This is a genomic window from Roseateles sp. GW821-FHT09G09 (genome assembly GCF_059415965.1).
The window spans coordinates 193,966-213,586 of sequence record NZ_JBWKOG010000001.1; the positions used below are offsets into that span (position 1 = coordinate 193,966).

General features: G+C 70.3%; 16 protein-coding genes. 10 read left to right on the plus strand and 6 right to left on the minus strand.

Features of this window, described 5'->3' with window-relative positions; translation table 11 throughout:
• Window positions 1-16 precede the first annotated feature (16 nt).
• The 9 genes from glcE to pssA all read left to right on the plus strand — a co-directional run bounded on the left by glcE (window position 17) and on the right by pssA (window position 10,613).
• Entirely contained in the window at window positions 17-1,105 is a 1,089-nt protein-coding gene (gene glcE / locus AC07O8_RS00860) for a glycolate oxidase subunit GlcE (protein ID WP_495046951.1), read from the plus strand.
• Window positions 1,106-1,181: 76 nt separating this feature from the next.
• Complete coding sequence (gene glcF, locus AC07O8_RS00865) at window positions 1,182-2,438, plus strand: glycolate oxidase subunit GlcF (RefSeq protein ID WP_495046246.1); 1,257 nt, start codon at window positions 1,182-1,184, stop codon at window positions 2,436-2,438.
• Between the two features lie 312 nt (window positions 2,439-2,750).
• Entirely contained in the window at window positions 2,751-4,457 is a 1,707-nt protein-coding gene (locus tag AC07O8_RS00870) for an alkaline phosphatase family protein (protein WP_495046247.1), read from the plus strand.
• Between the two features lie 127 nt (window positions 4,458-4,584).
• Window positions 4,585-6,594 (plus strand): ABC transporter ATP-binding protein, encoded by a 2,010-nt coding sequence (locus tag AC07O8_RS00875; RefSeq protein ID WP_495046248.1) that lies wholly within the window; start codon window positions 4,585-4,587, stop codon window positions 6,592-6,594.
• Window positions 6,595-6,772: 178 nt separating this feature from the next.
• Window positions 6,773-7,456 (plus strand): hypothetical protein, encoded by a 684-nt coding sequence (locus tag AC07O8_RS00880; protein WP_495046249.1) that lies wholly within the window; start codon window positions 6,773-6,775, stop codon window positions 7,454-7,456.
• Between the two features lie 41 nt (window positions 7,457-7,497).
• Window positions 7,498-7,785: an HPr-rel-A system PqqD family peptide chaperone gene (locus AC07O8_RS00885; RefSeq protein ID WP_495046250.1), complete on the plus strand. Its 288-nt coding sequence runs from the start codon at window positions 7,498-7,500 to the stop codon at window positions 7,783-7,785.
• The gene (locus AC07O8_RS00890) at window positions 7,782-8,696 is read left to right on the plus strand and encodes an HprK-related kinase A (protein ID WP_495046251.1); all 915 of its coding nucleotides are present in this window, start codon (window positions 7,782-7,784) and stop codon (window positions 8,694-8,696) included. Before AC07O8_RS00885 ends, AC07O8_RS00890 begins: the two co-directional genes overlap by 4 nt.
• A complete protein-coding gene (locus AC07O8_RS00895) occupies window positions 8,693-9,880 on the plus strand; it encodes a nucleotidyltransferase domain-containing protein (protein ID WP_495046252.1) in 1,188 nt (395 codons plus the stop codon). Before AC07O8_RS00890 ends, AC07O8_RS00895 begins: the two co-directional genes overlap by 4 nt.
• Before the next feature lie 115 nt (window positions 9,881-9,995).
• Window positions 9,996-10,613: a CDP-diacylglycerol--serine O-phosphatidyltransferase gene (gene pssA, locus AC07O8_RS00900; protein WP_495046253.1), complete on the plus strand. Its 618-nt coding sequence runs from the start codon at window positions 9,996-9,998 to the stop codon at window positions 10,611-10,613.
• 53 nt (window positions 10,614-10,666) lie between these two features.
• Here pssA and AC07O8_RS00905 read toward each other — a convergent pair whose 3' ends face one another.
• From AC07O8_RS00905 to AC07O8_RS00915, 3 genes are all read right to left on the minus strand, one after another.
• Entirely contained in the window at window positions 10,667-12,673 is a 2,007-nt protein-coding gene (locus AC07O8_RS00905) for a S41 family peptidase (RefSeq protein WP_495046254.1), read from the minus strand.
• 170 nt (window positions 12,674-12,843) lie between these two features.
• Window positions 12,844-14,514, minus strand: a complete 1,671-nt coding sequence (locus AC07O8_RS00910; RefSeq protein ID WP_495046255.1) for a S41 family peptidase — start codon at window positions 14,512-14,514, stop codon at window positions 12,844-12,846.
• Between the two features lie 121 nt (window positions 14,515-14,635).
• Window positions 14,636-14,869: a DUF2917 domain-containing protein gene (locus AC07O8_RS00915; protein ID WP_495046256.1), complete on the minus strand. Its 234-nt coding sequence runs from the start codon at window positions 14,867-14,869 to the stop codon at window positions 14,636-14,638.
• Between the two features lie 254 nt (window positions 14,870-15,123).
• On the opposite strand from AC07O8_RS00915, the gene AC07O8_RS00920 reads away from it, so the two are divergent.
• A complete protein-coding gene (locus tag AC07O8_RS00920; RefSeq protein ID WP_495046257.1) occupies window positions 15,124-16,596 on the plus strand; it encodes an aminotransferase-like domain-containing protein in 1,473 nt (490 codons plus the stop codon).
• A 6-nt stretch (window positions 16,597-16,602) separates the two neighbouring features.
• On the opposite strand, the gene AC07O8_RS00925 is transcribed toward AC07O8_RS00920, so the two are convergent.
• From AC07O8_RS00925 to AC07O8_RS00935, 3 genes are read right to left on the minus strand one after another with little or no spacing between them, the layout of a single operon-like run.
• Window positions 16,603-17,706: an alpha/beta hydrolase family protein gene (locus AC07O8_RS00925; protein ID WP_495046258.1), complete on the minus strand. Its 1,104-nt coding sequence runs from the start codon at window positions 17,704-17,706 to the stop codon at window positions 16,603-16,605.
• Window positions 17,703-18,686, minus strand: coding sequence for a DMT family transporter (locus AC07O8_RS00930; protein WP_495046259.1), 984 nt, complete (start codon window positions 18,684-18,686; stop codon window positions 17,703-17,705). The genes AC07O8_RS00925 and AC07O8_RS00930 overlap by 4 nt, the downstream gene beginning before the upstream one ends.
• A gap of 21 nt (window positions 18,687-18,707) precedes the next feature.
• Window positions 18,708-19,535, minus strand: coding sequence for an AraC family transcriptional regulator (locus AC07O8_RS00935; RefSeq protein WP_495046260.1), 828 nt, complete (start codon window positions 19,533-19,535; stop codon window positions 18,708-18,710).
• Window positions 19,536-19,621 lie beyond the last annotated feature (86 nt).

Here is a 19,621-nt window from a genome sequence, read left to right on the forward strand (position 1 = left end):
CCCCGCGACGCAACTGATGGCCACGCTGGAGGCGATGGCGGCGCGCTTTCTCGAAGGCCGGCCGGTGCGCTTCACCGGCCACGGCAGCAAGGACTTCTACGGCGGCCCGCTGGGCGATGCCGAGCCGATGTCGACCCTGTCGCTCAACGGCGTCATGGCCTATGAACCGAGCGAGCTCTACGTGACCGCCGCCGCCGGCACGCCGGTGGCGGAGGTGGAGGCGCTGCTGGCGCAGCACGGCCAGCACCTGGCCTTCGAGCCGCCGCGGTTCGTCGGCGCGGCCTCGGGCGGCACGGGCACGATCGGTGGCATGGTCGCCAGCGGGCTGTCCGGCCCGGCGCGCGCGACGGCCGGCGCGGTGCGCGATCACGTGCTCGGGCTGACGATGCTCGACGCGAAGGGCGAGCTGCTGCACTTCGGCGGCACGGTGATGAAGAACGTCGCCGGCTACGACGTGTCGCGGCTGATGGCCGGCTCGCTGGGCGTGCTCGGCCTGATCGCGCAGGTCACGCTGAAGGTCCTGCCTCGGCCGGTCGCGACGGTGACGCTGCGCTTCGAAGCCTCGCAGGACAAGGCGCTGCTGCGGATGAACCGCTGGGGCGGCCAGCCGCTGCCGATCTCGGCGAGCGCCTGGTGGGACGGCGCGCTGGTGCTGCGGCTGTCCGGTGCGGAGGCGGCGGTCCGCGCGGCCGCGCACAAGCTGGGCGGCTCCGCGATTCCGGAAGCGATGGCCGCGCCGTTCTGGCAGGGCCTGCGCGACCAGTGCGACGAGTTCTTCCTGGGCGCGCGCCGCGCGGTCCAGGGCGGCGCGACGCTGTGGCGCATCGCCGTGCCGTCGACGACGCCGCCGATGGCGCTGCACGGCGAGCAGCTCGTGGAATGGGGCGGCGCGCAGCGCTGGGTGGTGACGCCGATGGCGCCCGCGCAGGTGCGCGAGGTGGTGGCCGCGGCCGGCGGCCACGCGACGATGTTCTACGCGAACGACAAGTTCGACGGCGCGTTCTCGCCGCTCGGCCCGCAGCTCACGCGCATCCACAAGGAGCTGAAGCGGCAGTTCGATCCGGCGGGGATCTTCAATCCCGGGCGGCTCTATCCCGGCCTCTGATCCGGACCTTTGATCCGGACTCCCGCAGCGAGACGCCCTTCCCCCGACGCGCAGCAAGCCGACAGCAAGCCGACCGATGCAAACCCACCTGGCTCCCGAATTCCAAGGCACCCCGGAAGGCAGCACCGCCGAGGCCATCCTGCGTCGCTGCGTGCACTGCGGCTTCTGCACCGCGACCTGTCCGACCTACCAGTTGCTCGGCGACGAGCTCGACGGCCCGCGCGGCCGCATCTACCTGATCAAGCAGGTGCTCGAAGGCGAGCCGCCCACCGCGGCCACGCAGTTGCACCTGGACCGCTGCCTGACCTGCCGCAACTGCGAGACCACCTGCCCGTCCGGCGTCCAGTACGGTCAGCTCGTGGAGATCGGCCGGCAGATCGTCGATGCGAAGGTCGAGCGCCCGCGCGAGGAGCGCGTCAAGCGCTGGCTGCTGAAGGAAGGCCTGACCTCGCCGCTGTTCAAGCCGGCGCTGCGGATCGGCCAGGCGCTGCGTCCGCTGGTGCCCGGCGCGCTCAAGGACAAGGTGCCGCCCAAGCCGGACGCGCGCGCGCACCAGTGGCCGCAGCGCACCCATGCGCGCAAGGTGCTGATGCTGCTCGGCTGCGTGCAGCCGGCGATGATGCCCAACATCAACGCGGCCACCGCCCGCGTGCTCGACGCCGCCGGCGTGCAGACGCTGGTCGCCGACGAGGCCGGCTGCTGCGGCGCGATCCGCACGCACATGAACGACCACCACGGCGGTCTCGACGACGCCCGGCGCAACATCGACGCCTGGTGGCCCATGGTCGACGGTCACGGCGAGCAGGTCGAGGCCATCGTCATGAACGCCTCCGGCTGCGGCGTGCAGGTCAAGGATTACGGCCGGCTGCTCGCGCAAGACCCGGATTACGCGGAGAAGGCCACGCGCATCGCCACCCTGACCCGCGACCTCAGCGAATACCTGCCGGAGCTGGTCGAACCCTTGCGTTCGCGGCTCGGCAAGCCGGGCGCCGGGACGCCTCGGCCCACGCTCGCCTACCACCCGCCCTGCACGCTCCAGCACGGCCAGCAGCTGCGCGGCGGCGTCGAGGGCCTGATGCGCGAGCTCGGGTTCGAGATCTCGTTCGCGCCCAGCGAGAGCCACCTCTGCTGCGGCTCCGCCGGCACGTATTCGGTGCTGCAACCGGTGTTGTCCAAGCAGCTGCGGGAGCGCAAGCTCGCCGCCCTGGCGCCGCTGGCGGCCGAAGCGATCGTCTCGGCCAACATCGGCTGCATCCAGCACCTGCAAAGCGGCACGGACGTCCCGGTCCGGCACTGGGTGGAAGTGCTGGACGAAGCACTTCTGCATGGATGAGTCATTGACTTCCCCGCCGGATCTCTTGAGGAAGCGTCGCGCCGACGCATCATTTCCCGCCGAAACCCCTCCCCCTTGAGGAGGAGTTCTCACCTCAGGCGCCCCACCTCGGGCAAACCCGGGCATGCCCGTTGCCGGCGGCCCGCAGAATCCGCTCCCATAACAGGAGGGGAGCGCGCAAGCGATTCCAATCAGAAAGTGAAATAGGCCGGTCATCGCGTGGTGACCGGCCTTTTTTCCGTCCGGTCGGCCCGGGTGGATACTCCGCTGTCATATTTGTTTCAGCGGCTTCGTCCGGAGCCCCGATCCGCCATGATCCTGACCCGTCGCATCTGGCTGCTGGCGCCCGTCCTGGCCGCGCTGGCCGCCTGCGCCAACGCCCCGTCCTCCTCGTCCCCGGCCACCGGCGTCGCCCCGGCAACACCTGGCGCCGCGGCCTCCGCGTTCTCGGCGAAGCAGCCGCCCAAGCTGGTCGTGTTCATGGTCGTCGACGGACTGCCGATCCGGCAGGTGCTCGGCTACCGCGACCAGCTCCAGCCGGACGGCTTCAAGCGCTTCCTCGACCGCGGCGCCTGGTTCGCCAACGCGTACTACGGCCACGGCTACACGGTCACGGCGGCCGGCCACTCGATCATGCTGAGCGGCGCCTATCCGCAACGCAGCGGCATCATCGGCAACGAGTGGCGGGATCCGATGACCGCCGCCCCGCAATACAACACCGCCGATCCGCGCTACCAGTACATCGGCAACAAGACCGAACCGCTGGCCGGCACCAGCCCCGCCAACTACAAGGTCGAGACCGTCGGCGACGTGCTGCGCACGCGGCAACCGGGATCCAAGGTCATCGGCATCTCCGGCAAGGACCGCGGCGCCATCCTGCCGGCCGGCCACAAGGGCACGGCCTACATGTACATGGGCGGCAGCGGGGAGTTCGCGTCGTCCACCTACTACATGGACAAGCACCCCGCCTGGGTCGACGCGTTCAACGCCGCCAAGCCGGCCGACAAGTTCTTCGGCAAGACCTGGTCCCCGATGCTGCCGGAAGCGGCTTACGCCCGCAGCGTGCCGGACGGCCAGCCCTGGCAGGCCAACAGCGGCAACGGCAACCGGCTGCCGGCGGTGCTGGGCGCCGGCATGGACGGTCCGGGGCCGCGCTTCTACGGGAACATCCTGCCCTCCCCGTTCGGCGACGAACTGACGCTGGCCTTCGCGAAGGCGGCCGTCGAAGGCGAACAGCTGGGCGCCCGCGACCAGACCGACATCCTCTCCGTCAGCCTGTCCAGCCACGACTACATCAACCACGCGTTCGGCCCCGAATCGCGGCTGTCGCACGACCATTTCCTGCATCTGGACGCCTACCTGCAGGACTGGTTCAAGTACCTCGACGCCAAGGTCGGCCGCGGCAACTACATCGCCGTGCTGACCGCCGACCACGGCTTCACCGACACGCCCGAATGGGCGAAGTCGCAGGGCCGGGACGCCGGACGCATCAATCCGGCACAGGTTGTCGGCATCATCAACGCCGGCTTGTCGAAGCGGTTCGGCGAGTTCCGCTGGGCGCTGAACATGTCGGGCTCGGGCGTGATCTTCGACGAGGTGGCGATCAAGGTTGGCGGACTCGACCCCGACGAGGTCTATGCCGTCGCGAAGGCGTCGGTCGAGCAGATCGCCGGCGTCCAGGCCGCCTTCACCCGCGCGCAGCTGGCGGGGACGGACACCACGACGCCCTACCTCGAGCAGTTCCGCCGCTCCTGGTATCCGGGCATCGCCGCGCCCTTGCAGGTGGTGCCGAAGGCCGGCTGGATGTTCGGGTCCCGCGTGACGGGCACCACCCACGGCAGCCCCTATGAGGACGACACCCACGTGCCGCTGCTGACCTGGGGACCGGCATGGGTCGGCCAGGGCCGGATCGAGCAGCGCGTCGAGATCGTCGACTTCGCGCCGACGCTGTCGGCCATCCTGCACCTCCCCGCGCCGAAGCAGGCGCAGGGCCGGGTGCTGCCCCTGCCCGCGAAGTAGTCTCCCCACCCGAGCGGGGAATCCCCCCGTTCACCCCACCCACCCGCCATCGACGCCGGGGTGGGGTGCGCCCGCCACACGGCTCCTGTAGGCTCAGCGGTCTCGCAGAAGTGACAGGGAGACCGCCGTGTTTGGCTGGTTTGAAAAACTCGTCGATCCGTTTCCGCAGACCCCGGCGCCTCAGCCGCCCCAAGGGTTCTTCGCCTTCGTCTGGGCCGGCTCGCACGGGATGCGCGGACTGGTGGGGGTGCTCATCGTCCTGACGGCCGCCATCGGCGCCTTCGAGGCCCTGCTGTTCTCGATGCTGGGCTCGATCGTCGACTGGCTCAGCCAGGTCCCGCCCGCGCAGTGGTGGGCGACGCAGCGGGACAAGCTGCTGATGCTCGGCGGCATCCTGCTCGCCAGCCCGCTGCTGATCGCGCTGCAGTCGATGAGCAAGTACCAGGGCCTGTCCAGCAACTTCCCGATGCGGCTGCGCTGGAACTTCCACCGGCACCTGCTCGCGCAGAGCATGAGCTTCTACCAGGACGAGTTCGCCGGCCGCGTGTCGGCCAAGCTGATGCAGACGGCCCTGGCCGTGCGCGAATGCTGGCTGATCGTCACCGACATCCTGGTCTTCATCACGATCTACTTCGTGACGATGCTGGGCGTCGTCGGCAGCTTCGACGCGACGCTGCTGCTGCCCTTCCTGGGCTGGCTGGCCTGCTACGTCGTGGCGCTGAGCTACTTCGTGCCGCGCCTGGGCAAGGCCGCGACCGCGCAGGCCGACGCCCGCAGCCTGATGACCGGCCGCATCACCGACGCGTACACCAACATCAGCACGGTCAAGCTGTTCTCGCACTCCAATCGCGAGGCCGGTTTCGCGCGCGGGGCGATGCAGGACTTCCTGAACACCGCCTACCGCCAGATGCGGCTGATCAGCGGCTTCGAGATCGTCAACCACGCGCTGTCGATGGGCCTGATCGCCTCGACCGCCGGCATGACGGTCTGGCTGTGGACGCAGGGCCAGGTCGGGATCGGCGCGGTCGCCGCCGCCACCGCGATGGCGCTGCGGCTGAACGGGATCTCGCACTGGATCATGTGGGAGATGGCCAGCCTGTTCGAGAACATCGGCACCGTGCAGGACGGCATCACGACGCTGTCGCGCCCGATCGCGATCCAGGACGCCGAGGGCGCCCGCGCGCTCGACGTGACCCGCGGCGAGGTGCGCTTCGACCACGTCGACTTCAGCTACGGCGGCCGCAAGACCGTGCTGCACGACCTGACCCTGACGATCCGCCCGGGCGAGAAGATCGGCGTGGTCGGCCGCTCCGGCGCGGGCAAGTCGACCCTGGTCAACCTGCTGCTGCGGTTCCACGACGTGGACAAGGGCCGGGTGCTGATCGACGGCCAGGACATCGCCACGGCCACCCAGGACAGCCTGAGACGGCAGGTCGGCATGGTGACCCAGGACACCAGCCTGCTGCACCGCTCGGTGCGCGACAACCTCATGTACGGCCGCCCCGACGCCACGGAGGACGAGATGCGCGCCGCCGCCGAACGGGCCGAGGCCGTGGACTTCATCGACGGCCTGACCGACCCGAAAGGCCGCCAGGGGTATGACGCCCACGTCGGCGAGCGCGGCGTGAAGCTGTCGGGCGGTCAGCGCCAGCGCATCGCCATCGCCCGGGTGATGCTCAAGGACGCGCCTATCCTGCTGCTCGACGAGGCGACCAGCGCGCTGGACTCCGAGGTCGAGGCCGCGATCCAGCGCAGCCTCTACCGGCTGATGGAAGGCAAGACGGTGGTGGCGATCGCGCACCGGCTGTCGACGATCGCGGCGATGGACCGGCTGATCGTGATGGACCAGGGCCGCATCGTCGAGCAGGGCGACCACGCGTCCCTGCTGGCGCAGGGCGGCCTGTACGCCAAGCTGTGGGCGCACCAGAGCGGCGGCTTCCTGGTCGAGGACGAACTGGACGTGGCAGGTGGGGAAGCCGGGGAAGCCGGGGAAGCCGGGGACGGTACGGAACGGGCCGGTGCGGCCGACACGCTGTCGCCTGAAGGCGTCACCGGCATGAGCCGACTGCCTCATGCCGCCGGATCCATCGTCGGACATGTGGATACGGCATCAACCACGGCAAGGGATTCCGCGTAAGCCGGCGCTGACTTATCTGTCATGTGACGGACGCCGCACGCCACCCGTTCAAGGGGTTGGGCGGGGTATCCGGTGGCAGGCTTGTATGGAACACTGCGATCGCAGGTCGGACGGGAGCGCCGATCCGCTTGAGCGTCCGCAGGAATCAGGACGGCATAGCACCAAGAAAGCTGAGCATATGGACAACAGCAGCGACACCACCCCGCAGTCTTCGGCCACCCCCACCCCGGTCAGCCCGGTCAAGGGTTCCGTCGTCTCGCAACGCCGCCGCCGTTTCATCCAGGCCGGCGTGGTGCCGGTCGGTCTGACGCTGGCCAGCCGTCCCGCGATGGCCTGGCACTGCAATTCCACCTCGGCCTGGGGCTCGGCGATCCTGCGCAACGGCGGCGCCAGCGTGCAGGCGCGTGCCGACGCGGCGGTGATCAACAATACCGAGTGCTGGTACATCTCCAACTGGAAGGACAACTCGGGCCGGTCCCAGGTGCGCGGTGGCAACGCCCCGTGGAAGTACGTGATCGCCCAGTGGTATTCCGGCAAGTCGGTCACTTTTGCGCGAGACAACCTGACCGTCTCCAAGGTGTTCCCGGCCGGTCTGAAAAATGTGGACGGCTCCGCCAACGTCTACAAGATGCTGAAGGATCAGTCGACGAGCTACGGCACCATGATGGTCGTCGCCCGCCTGAACACCCTGTTCGCCGGCAACGGCGTCGCCCAGTGCGTGATGTCCTCCAACAACCAGGACATGCTGGTGCAGATGGCCTCGCAAGGTCCTAACATCTTCAAGCCGACCAACTCGTCCGGCGCGCCCTGGACCGAGGCGGACTTCAGGCGCTATCTGTACGAAAACTACCTCGTGGCCTGATGCCAGGTTCAGCCTGGCGCTGCAGGCAATCGGGCACCGACGTGCTGCTCGCCTGGGAAGGTGAGCAGCACGCTGTCTTTTTCGACTCCGTCAGCGGGGACACCCACTTGATCGCCGCGCTCGGTGCGCAGTTGGCCGAATGGCTGTCCGACCAACCGCTCGACCGCGATCAACTGCTGCGGCGCCTGGCACAGGACGTCGAGTGGGACGAGCCGCCCACCCCCGACGCACTGGCGGACCTTCTGGACCTGCATCTGAGCCGTCTTGCCGACGTGCACCTGCTGGTCGAGCTGCCCGCGAGCGCGCCGACGGGGGAGCCGGTCGCTTGAAGCTTCAGGACCTCGGCACCGCCGGGCTGCGGGCCCGGATGCGCGACGGCGGCGTGACGCTGCGGCTGTCGCCCTTCACCGTGCGCGTGCGCTCGGACATCCCGCACCTGGCCGACGACGTCGCGGCGATGTACCGCGACTTCGATCTCGTCGACGAGGACGACTTCGTCGACTTCCACGTCGCCGTCCTGCGCAGCCCGCATTGGCTGAGCCGCCTGCAAGGCCGCGCCGAGTTCTGGTTCGACGGCCAGCGCTCGTTCACGCCGCTGCCCGCCGCGCAGGCGCTGGCGATGCTCGAATGGGGCATCAACTGGTGCATCGCCGCCCATGCCCACCAGTACCTGCTGATCCACGCCGCGGTGCTCGAACGCGGCGGCCGCGCACTGGTGATGCCCGCGCCGCCGGGGTCCGGCAAGAGCACGCTGTGCGCCGCGCTGGCCCATCGCGGCTGGCGCCTGCTGTCGGATGAACTGGGCCTGCTGGACATGGGCACCGGCCTGGTCCACGGCATGGCGCGGCCGATCAACCTGAAGAACTCGTCGATCCCGCTGATCCGCGCCTTCGCGCCGGACGCGCATTTCAGCGCCTCGATGCCCAACACGTCCAAGGGCACGGTCGCGCTGGTACGCGCGCCGCAGGAGGCGATCGCGCACCGGCTCGCGCCTGCGCGACCCGCGTGGGTCGTGCTGCCCGCCTGGCGCGCCGACGCTCCCGCGCAGCTGATGCCGATCGAACGCGCTCGCGCGTTCATGGACCTTGCCGAGCAGTCCTTCAACTACGACGTCCACGGCCAGGCCGGCTTCCAGGCGGTGGGTCGACTGGTCGACGCCTGCGACTGCTACCGCTTCGAGTACAGCCGGCTCGACGAGGCCGTCGCGCACTTCGAGGCGCTCCTGGAGGCTTCGTCGTGAGCGCGCGTCATGATCACGGCCATCACGGCCATCACGGCCATCATGGTCACCACGGCCATGGCGAACGTCGTCGCCCGCTGCTGGTCCGCGTGCTGCTGCAACCCGCGATCGCCGTCGGGTTGAGCCTGGCCGACTGGGACCTGCTGCTGCGTCAGGCGCGACGGTCCAACCTCGCCGGCAAGCTGGCCGAGCTGATGGAGACCGGCGGCTGGCTGGCCGCCCTGCCCGCGCCGGTGCAGCCGCACCTGCGTTCGGCCCTGCTGCTGTCGCGGCGGCAGGCGCAGATGCTGCGGCGCGAGGTCGACCTGCTGCGCCAGACGCTGGCCGAATTGCCCGGCCCGCTGATCCTGCTCAAGGGCGCGGCCTATGGGCTCGGCGGGCACGCGCCAGCGCCCGGACGCATGTTCAGCGACATCGACGTGCTGATCCCGTCCGAGCAGCTGCCGCGCTGCGAAACGACGCTGCTGGTGCACGGCTGGGATTTCGACGAGGGGCTGGACGCCTACGACCAGCGCTATTACCGCGACTGGATGCACGAGCTGCCGCCGCTGCATCACAAGCGCCGGGGCACCTCGCTGGACGTGCACCACACGCTGCTGCCGCCGACGGCGCGCACGCCGTTGGACAGCCGCGCGCTGTTCGACGCGCCGCGACCCCTGCCGGCTTCCGCCGGTCTCCCGGGCGTCTTCGTGCTGCCGCCCGAGGACATGCTGCTGCACAGCGCCGCCCACCTGTTCCACGAAGGCGAGTTGCCCAACGGCTTGCGCGACCTGTTCGACCTCGACGCGCTGCTGCGCGAGTTCGGCGCGATCGACGGCTTCTGGCCACGGCTGGCCGCGCGTGCGCGCCGGATCGGTCTGTCCCGTCCGCTGTGGCTGGCGCTGCGCTACACCCGGATGCTGCTGGACACGCCGTATCCCGACGCCCTGCCGGCGGAACTCGGTCCGCCGCCCGGGCCGGTGGCGCTGCGGCTGCTGGACGCCTGCTATCGCCGCGCGCTGCGACCCGCCCACGACAGCTGCCGCCTGCCCGGCCACGCACTGGCCGAAGGCGCGCTGTACGTGCGTTCGCACTGGCTGCGGATGCCGTTCGGGCTGCTCGCGCTGCATCTGGCGCGCAAGGCCTGGGGCCGGTTGACGGCGGTCCCCGAGGCGCCCAAGGTCGACACGCCCGGCGACGCCTGAGCGCGCCCATGCCCGCGCCCCCTTGGGGACGAGCGGGGCCCTGCAGGGGAGCAGCACCCCGCCCAGGCGCGGCCTTTGCCACCAGAAGCAAAGCCTTCGCTTATGCTCGCCTCCCATGAACCGACCCAAGCCTTTCTCCATGATCCGCGAGTTCCATCTGGCGGACTGGTTCACCCTGGGCAACGCCTTCTGCGGCGTCGGCGCGTTGTTCTCGGTGATGACCTTCCTGCAGACCGGCGCGGTGCAGCACCTGTATTACGCGTGCGCGCTGATCCCGGCCGCGCTGGTCTTCGACGTCCTCGACGGCCGCATCGCGCGCTGGCGCCAGAAGAGCTCCGCGATGGGGCGTGAGCTCGACTCGCTGGCCGACGTGATCTCCTTCGGCGTCGCGCCGGCGGTGATCGCCTACGGCTGCGGGATGCAGGGCCTGTGGGACCGCATCGTGCTGGGCTTCTTCGTCGCCTGTGGCGTGTCGCGCCTGGCCCGCTACAACATCACCGCCGAGACCCTGTCCGGTGGCAACGACAAGGTCGCCTACTTCGAAGGCACGCCCATCCCGACCTCGCTGCTGATCGTGATCGTGATGGCGGTCGCCGCCTGGCAAGGCGCGATCGGCGAGGCGCTGTGGTTCGGCGTGATCCGGCTCGGCGGCTTCACGCTGCATCCGCTGGTGCTGCTGTTCGCGATCTCGGGCTCGCTGATGATCAGCCGGATCAGGATTCCGAAGCTCTGATCCGGCGCGACGGTCAGGGCGGCCTCAGCGCCGCGAGACCGTCGCCGGCGGCGTCAATCCGCCGTCGTGAGGATCGCGCCGCCGCGGATCGGATCGCGCCAGGGCGCCAGCGGCACGACCGCGGGCGTCTCCTCGCCGGCCGATGCCGGACAGGCCCCGGTCTCTGCATGGTGCAGCGCCGCGGCCAACAGCGCCTCCCTCGGATCGCCGAGCTCATGCGCGAGGTCGTCCACCACCCGGCAACCCGGCAGTCCGTTCGCTCCCGTTCCGCCCGGCACGAAGCCCTCCCCATAGCCGGAGAAGCCCTTCTCGTTGCTGAGCACCTGGTCGAGCGGCAGGAAGGTGTGGCCGCAGTTCTGCACCGGCGTGGTCGCATAAGGCCTGCCGCAGGTGGCGGTACCGATCTGCACGACCTCCACGTCGACCCCCCTCAGCCCGTTGATCAAGGCCTCCGTGGCCCCGCAGGTGCTGCCTTGCGTGAGCACATACACCTTTCGCAAGCGCAATGTCGGCAGCTCGTCGCCGGGCGGGCACTCGGTCTGTCCAGCGCTGCAGCGGTGGAACGGCATGCTCTCCATGCTGCCAGGCTGATTGCGGCCGAATTTCGCGAACGCATTGCCCCGGGTCCAGGGGCCCCCGGCGATCATGTAACCCAGACGACTGGCGACGGACAAGTCACCCCCCTGGTTGAAGCGCAGGTCGATCACCAGTTCGTCGATGTCCGAATCGTTGAAGTGTGCGACGGCTTGCGCGAGTGCGGAGACCGCCTGCGCGTTGTGTTCCTGGAAAAGCAGATATCCGACGCTCTTCCCGCCAGCCGCCACGATCGGTGCCAGCGGCACGGGTTGCCTCACCAAGCCGCTGGTCAGCGGCGCATCCAGCCGTCCAGAGCCGTCCTTGGGGATCAGATGCAAGACGCTGTTGTGCTCGGGGTCGACTCGGTGGGGAAACATGACCTGGGCAAGCGCTTCGTCACTGAGATCACGGACCGGACCGTGGTTGACACCTTGCAAGGCGTCGCCCCGCTTGATGCCGGCCTTGTCCGCAGCGCTGCCCGGCTGCACATAGGCGACGCGAATGTTCCTGGGCGAGGTGTGCGATTCCAATGACCATTCGATGCCGAACCCTGGCACCTCTCTGCCGCCCATGAAGGCATCGAAGGCCGCCGTGGGGACGACCTGGCTGTACTCGTCCCATCGCCTGCCGCTCGACTTGAACGCCGGGGTGAGGAGCGCAGCGAAATAGTTCGACAGGGAGAGGGTCGTCTCCGGATGGTTGTAGAAGTCATCGTTGGCATCGACATGCGGCACGTCCTGGCGCCAGAGGTAGGACTCGTCCATGAGCGAGCGGATCCAGTGCTTCTCCACGGTCAGACTGCCGACGCGCAGACGGGCATCCGCCTGGTCGTTGTCGGGCGCGCATTGCCCCGCATAGGCCGAGCGGTGCTGGAACGTGCGATGGAGCGCGCGCCCCGCGTCAATGCCGTCCCTGCCGTCCCTTCCCGGACGACCCTCAGGACCAGGAAAGCCCTCAGGCCCCGGAAAGCCCGGAGGACCTTGCTCACCAGGTTCGCCTGGACGTCCAGGTTGTCCAGGGGGTCCGTGGAAGCCCGGCTCCCCGCGTTCGCCTTTTTCGCCCCGATCGCCTTTCGTCCCCCCCGGCTGCCCCTCCTTGCCCGCCGGTCCGACCGGGCCGGGAAGCCCACGCGGCCCCATCGGGCCGGGAGCGCCATCCTCACCCGCCATGCCCGCCGGCCCGGGCTCGCCGTCCTGTCCCGCCGGTCCAGGCGCGCCATCCTGGCCGGGGAGGCCGCGCGGCCCGGCGGGGCCTTCCTTGCCGTCCTTGCCGTCCTTGCCGTCCAGGCCGTCCTTGCCATCCGCCCCCGCGGCGCCGGGCAGACCGTCCTTCCCGTCGACACCGTCCTTCCCGCTGATACCGTCCTTGGTCACCACGTCCTCGCCGCTCTCATGGCAGGCCTGCAACAGCGTGCTGCACGCGGCACACATCACGACGATCGATGCGCGCCGCTTCGCGCGCTCGATCCAGGTTTTCTTGGTCATCTCAGTTGTCCGCCGAATCGCTCGGCCGCCTTTGTGGGAGAAGGCGGCTTTGTCCCCGGACGGTCGGCGGGGTTCCGTTGCCCTGCGCAACGAAGCTGCGTGTGCAGCCAACGAAAAAGCCGCTCCAGGGAGCGGCTTTCCAGTGCGCCCGGGCGGCGCGGATCAGGCGTTCAGGGGCGTCCGCCCAGGATCCGGTTGCTGCGCGCCGCCAGCTTCCTGAGGCTCAACGCGACCGCGTCCTCGCCCGCGGCACGCACGCCCATCGCGCGCGCCATGCCGGCCTCCGACGGACTGGCCACCGGGCAGGTGCCGTTGCTGCGGTACTGCAGCGCCGCGGCCAGCATCGCCTCGCCGGTATCGCCCAGCGCATGCCCGAAGTCGTCCGCGACCTGGCACCCCTTGACGCCCGTCGCACCCGTGCCCGCCGGCACGAAGCCGTCCGCATACTCGCCGAAGCCCTTGTTGTTGGTGCCGACGAACTCGATCGGGAAGTAGCTGTAGCCGCAGTTGTCCTTCGCGGTGAAGCCGTAGGGCTTGCCGCAGGTGGTCCCGCCGACCAGCACGACCTCGACGTCGACGCCGCGCAGGCCGTTGATCAGCGCCTCGCTGGCCGAGCAGGTGCCCGACTGCGCCAGCACGAACACCCGCTTCAGGTTCAGCGCCGGCAGCGGCTGCTGGGAGCTGCAGTTGTTGCCCGACAGCAGGCAGGACTGGCTGTAGAACGGCGTCTTCGAATCGGCGCTGTTGGTCTCCGCCGTGCGCTTGCTGTTGTAGCGCAGCTGCTCGAAGGTCTTGCCCGAGGTCGCCGTGCCGCCCGCGATCATGTAGGCCAGTTCGCTGGCGATGAACAGGTAGCCGCCGCCGTTGTAGCGCAGGTCGACGACCAGGTCGCTCACACCGTTGGCGCGGAAGTTCTGCATCGCGGTGATCAGCTGCGCTTCCGCCGTGAGGATATGGTCGTTGAAGACCATGTAGCCCACCTTGGCGCCGTCGGCCGCGGTAATCACCTGGCTGGTCGGGACCGGCGTCTTGGTGATGCTGCCCGCGACCAGCGTGACGTTGCGCGTGGTCCCGGCATTCGAGGTCAGCACGAAGCGGTGGCCGCTGCCGGTGGTGTCCGGGAACAGCGCCGCGTTGAGCGCGTTCACGCCGGCCGTGTCGCCCGCGTCCGCGGCCGCGCCGTCCGCGGTCACCAGCGTGTCGCCTCGACGCACGCCGGCCAGGTCGGCGACGCTGCCGGGCTCCACGAAGGCCACGCGCAGGCCGCGCGGCGGCGTCGGCGACTTCATCGACCACTCGATGCCGTAGCCGACCTCCACGCCGCCCTGCGACAGCGCGTTCCACTCGCGGGTGCTCATCACGAAGCTGAACTGGTCCTTGCGCTTGCCGCTGGCGGTCAGCGCCGGCGACAGCAGGGCGTCGAAGTAGGCGCTCAGCGCCGTCTCGACGTCATTCCCGCTGTATGCGGCGGCCGAGGCGTCGACGCTGGGCACGTCCTCGCGCCACAGGTAGGCCTCGTCGAGGTAGGAGCGGATCCAGCTCTTCTCGGTCCCGAGGGTGCCGTTGCGCAGGTTGGCCGCCGCTTCCGTGTTGTTGGGCGCGCACTTCTGGGCATAGGTGGCGCTGGGCTGGATCGTGCCGTCGCCGCCGGTGCCGCCCCCGGTACCGCCGCCTCCGCCGATGATGGTGCCGCCACCCCCGCCGCCGCTCCCGGCATTGCTGCCGCCGTTCAATGGCGTGCCGCTCTCACCGCCGCCGCCGCCGCAGGCGCTCAGCAGCATCGCACCGACGGCGCCGGCCACGGCCAGACGCGCCACCCGCAACATCGCGGATCGATTCATCGCAACTCCCTCGTGGGACCCCGGGTCCCGTGTCTCTTGTTGCTCCGGCGACATCGTCGGATGTCATCCGGAAACCTACGAGGGCCGAGTTATAGCGAAAAACCGGGGACAGGCCCTGGACTTAATCGAGCGTCTCCGCCTTCAGGGTGACGAGTGATGCGCCCTCGCCACTGATGACGAGGCGCCATCCGGACCCACCCGGCGGCGACGGCAGGTCCAGGGTCTGACCAGGTTCCAGCCAGTGGTCCTCGGGCCAGCCGACGCGGGTGATCCAGGCCCGACCGCCGAACACCCGCAGCCGCACGGCGCGTCTCAGGCGCAGCGCGATCGGACGGCCGTCGGTCGGCAGCACCACGGCACCCGGTCCGGGACCGGGGGGAACGAAAGCCGGGGCGGGCCAGACCAGGGGCGGTGACCGGCGCCGGAGCGGCGAGGGGAGCAGGCGCAGCAGTTGCATGCCGTCACGATAAAAAAAGGCGCTGTCGCGCTCCATCCACAGCCGCCGGCCGATGCGACCCCTACAGCCCGCGCACGGACGTCGCCTGTGCTGGCCGGCTTGCCGCTGATCTGTATTGGTTGGCGCCGGGGGAGAACACACAGAATCGACGCATGGACGCGCCGCTGTTACCGCTGTACATGCAACTCGCCGACCGGATGGCCCGGTCCATCCGCTCGGGCACCCTGAAACGCGGCGAGCGGTTGCCGTCGGTGCGGGACCTGGCCGGTCAGCACGGCGTCTCGCTGTCGACGGCGGTGCAGGCCTACCGCTGGCTGGAGGACGCCCGGCTGATCGAGGCCCGGCCGCGCTCCGGCTACTTCGTCGCGGCGCGCCCGCCGCGGCTGCCGGAGCCGCGGGTCTCGCGACCCGACACGGCGTCCCGGATGGTGCAGCTGGACCAGCTGGGCGTGCAGGTGATGGCGCTGTCGCAGGACCCGACCTTCATCTCCTTCGGCGCCGCCTGTCCGGGGCCGGAGCTGTTCGACCAGGACCGCGTGCGTCGCGCGATGGCGCGCGCGGTGATGCGCCACCGGGACCTGCTGTGCACCTACCCGCTCGGCCCGGGCATGGAGGAGGCGCGACGGGCTGTCGCGCGCCATGCGCTGGGACTGGGCTGCGTGCTCGACCCGGACGAGGTCGTCCTCACCAACAGCTGCATGGAGGCCATCAGCCTGTGCCTGCGCACCGTGTGCAAGCCCGGCGACGTGGTGGCGCTGGAATCGCCGACCTACTACGGCTTCCTGGAGATCCTGCAGAGCCTGCATCTGCGCGCGCTGGAGATCCCCACGCATCCCCGCCACGGCATGTCGCTGGACGCGCTGCAGCTGGCCTTCGAGACCCGGCAGGTCAAGGCGGTGCTGACGGTCCCGACGCTGTCGAACCCGCTGGGGGCGTCGATGCCGGTGCCGGAGCGGCGCCGGCTGGCGGCGATGCTGGCGCAGCACGACGTGGCGCTGATCGAGGACGTGCTCTACAACGACCTGTCCGAGCAGGAGGACAAGCGCCGCGCGGTGAAGTCCTTCGACACGACCGGGCACGTGATGATCTGCGGCTCGTTCTCCAAGACGATTGCGCCGGGCCTGCGGCTGGGCTGGGTCGAAGCGGGCCGTTGGGGCCAGGTGTTGCGGCGGACGAAGGCGGTGCAGTCCGGCGGGCAGACCAGCGTGCTGGAGCTGGCGCTGGCGGACCTGCTCACGCAGGCCGGCGGCGGCGCCGCGCTGCGGCAGCTGCGCGCGACGATCGCCGCGCGCGTCGACCTGGCCCGCCAGATGATCGCCGAGAGCTTTCCCAAGGGCACGCGCGTGTCGGACCCCGCCGGCGGCTTCATCCTGTGGGTGGAGTTGCCCGAAGGGCTGGACACCGCGCTGCTGTACGAGGCCTGCCTGGCGGAGCAGATCGTGATCGCGCCGGGGATGATGTTCTCGGCGAGTCCGCGCTTCCGGAACTGCGTGCGGCTCGGCGTCGGCGGTCAATGGGGCGAGGAACACCCGCGCGCGCTGCGTCGCATCGGGGCGCTGGCCAAGGCGCTGCTCATGAGCCCTTCCAACAGCGCCGGCCCTTCCGACAACGCGCTGGCGGCCTGACGGGCGCTATCCCTGGCGCCACTCGTCCTTCGCGTCCAGGCCCTTCGGAGACCGGAGGCGGGTCAACGCGGCCTCGTCCTCGAGCAGGCGCCAACGCCACCAGTCGGTGCTGATGGACTTGATGAGCGCCGCATGATGCGCGGCGAATTCTTCCGGTGCGCGCTCGCGGTCACGGCCGAGCAGCCGCTGTCCGGATCCGGCGCCGCGCTCGCCGCCGCCCCCGAAGCTCATGTGATCGGCGCCTTCGAGCCACAGCTGCGCCTTGGCGCCGGCGGGCAGCGTGTCGTAGACGACGCGGCGGTAGCGGCCGTCGCGCTCCTGGCCGATCGGGTTGCCGTCGAGGCTGCCGGTCAGGCACAGCATGGGCCGCGTGATGCCCTTGATCCCGCCCGGGAAGTGCCCGGCCGACGGACTGAACGCCGCGAAGGCCTTGAAGTGCGACTCCGACAGGTCGGGCGCGCTGCGCGACTGGAAGTCGCGACCGGCGACCGCCAGCGTCGTCTGCGCGCCGAACGAGTGGCCCGACATGCCCAGCGCCTCCGGACGCACGCGCGCCCACGGGCCGTTGCCGTCCTTCTGCAGCTTCAACAACTGGTCGACGGCGAACTGCACGTCGTGGCCGCGCTCGATCAACTGCTCGGCGCTCGCGGCGGCCTTCACGGCCTGCAAGCCGCCGCGCCAGATCGCGCGGTCGCTGCCGGCGTGCTGCAGATGCAGCGTCGCGATGCCCGCCTCCGCCCAGGCTTGCGCCCATTCGGTGCCGCCATCCAGGCTGCCGCCCAGGCCGTGCGAGAACACCACCAGCGCCATCGGCCGATCGCCCTCGGGCAGGCGCAGGCGCCAAGGGATGTCGCGCAGGCGGGATTGGTCGCGCCAGACGCCCTGTTGGACGCCCTCTTGGATGCCGTGTTGGACGCCTTGTTGGACGCCGGGGACCGGAGCGGGTTCTGAACCGGACGCTGGCGCCGGCGCGCTCTGCGCACGCGCGGGCAGCGTGACGGCGGCACCGAAGGCGGCACCCAGGGCGGCACCGAAAGTGCTCGCCGCAGTCAGGACGGAAGCGCGCTTCAGGAGCGCGCGGCGGGCGGGATCGTGAGGCAGAAAATTCATGCCGACGAGGCGGGCAGATGCCGTTCCCGCCCTGGCGGCACCGGCTTGAGACGCAACGCCCAGCACACGCCGCCGACCAGCAGCGCCACCCCGGCCACGCCCATCAGCGGCGGCCACGCGCCGCGGTGCCACTGCGCATACGCGAGCGCGGCCAGCGTCTCGAAGACGATCAGCTGTCCGACCAGGGCCGTGGGCAGGCGCTGGCTGGCCTCGTTCCAGCACAGCGTGCCCAGCCAGGACGCGAACAGCCCGACGGCCGTCATCAGTCCGACGTAGGGCCACAGCCGCGGCCCGGCCGGGAAGTCGAACCCGGCGGGCAGCAGAGGCAGGCCGGTGCCGTCGGCGATCGCGAGGACGAGGAAGGCCAGCAGCGCCATTGGCAGCGTCACCAGCCCCTGGGCGGTGGCCCAGGCGCGGGGGCCGCGATCGGCATGCGCGCGCAGCCAGTCGGCGTTGCGGATCGGGTACCAGGTCCAGCAGGCCAGGGCGATCAGCGCCAATCCCGCGCCCTGCAGATACCGCCCCAGCGCCTGCGGCGCGACGGCGGCCTGCTCGACCTGGTTGACCAGGCCGATGCCCAGCGCGATCAGCAGCAGCGCCGGCGCCAGGTCGCGCCAGCGGTAGTGCCCGTCGCGGGCGGCGTTGCGGCGGTTGGCGCAGACCGCGATGACGACCGGCAGTGTGCCGATGATCATCGTCGGCAGTGGTCCACCGGCGCGCTGGATGGCGGCGGCCAGGGTCAGGTAGTACAGGAAGTTGCCGATGGCGCTGAGCTTCACTGCGGCGATCCAGTCGGCGCGGGTGAGACGTTTCAGCTCCCGCCAGTCGATGCCTGCCAGCGGCACGGCGAGCAGACCGAACGCGAGGTAGCGGCCGGCCATCAGCATGGCAGCCGGGTACTCCGGCAGCAGCAGGGGCGTGACGAACACCAGGCCCCACATCAGGCCGGCGGCAAGCGCGAACAGGAATCCAGACAGCATGCGACGCAGTGTCGCCCCGCGTCAGGGCCGCCGTCTTGTACCGAGTTGCTGCTGGTAGCGCGCCGGTGTGACGCCGTAGCGGCGCGCGAAGCCCCGCGTCAGGTGCGCCTGGTCCGTGAGCCCGACCGCGGCCGCGACCTGCGCAGGCGCATGGCCGGCGGCGAGCTGCCGCTTGGCCTCGTTGAGCCGCAGTGCCATCAGCGCCTGCTGCGGCGTCGCATGATGCTGCGCCTTGAAGCTGCGCAGGAAGTGGAAGGGGCTCAGCCCGGCGACGGCGGCCAGGCGCGCCGTGTCCAACGATTCGTCGAGGTGCGCCCGCATGTGCTCGATCACCGGCGCGAAGCGCGGCGCGGCGCCGTCGGGGCGGACCGGCGCGCGATGCGCGTGCCGGCTCAGTCCCTGGACCAGTTCGAGCAAGGCGCTGTCGAAGGCCAGCGGCTCCCGCGCGCGCCACAGCGCCGCGATCAGCGCGGCGGCGCGCGTGGCGGCCTGCGCATCGTGCGCGACCGCGGCGTCGAAGCGCCAGGCCGGACCGCCGTACAGCTCGGCCAGCAGCGCCTCGTCGAGGTAGACCATCCGGTAGCCCCAGGCGTCCGACGTGGCGGCCTCGCCGGTGTGGATGTCCTCCGGATTCATGAGCATCAGCGTCGCGCGCGGGGCGAGGTGCTCGCCGCCGCGCCAGCGGAAGCGCCCGACGCCGTCGGTGATCGCGCCCAGGCCGTAGGCCTCGTGCGTGTGCGGCTCGAAGCTGTGGCGCAGGATGTGGGCGTGGTACAGCTCGACGCCCGCGCGATGCGCGGGACGGCGGTACTGGGCCTGATCCTCGGGATGTTCGAACGCCGTGGGCATGGAGCCGAGTCTATGCGCGCGCTCGCACCACGCACGGGCACCCGCCTTCGCGGTTTCGGAAGTCCGTGGCCGGTGCCGCCCAGTTC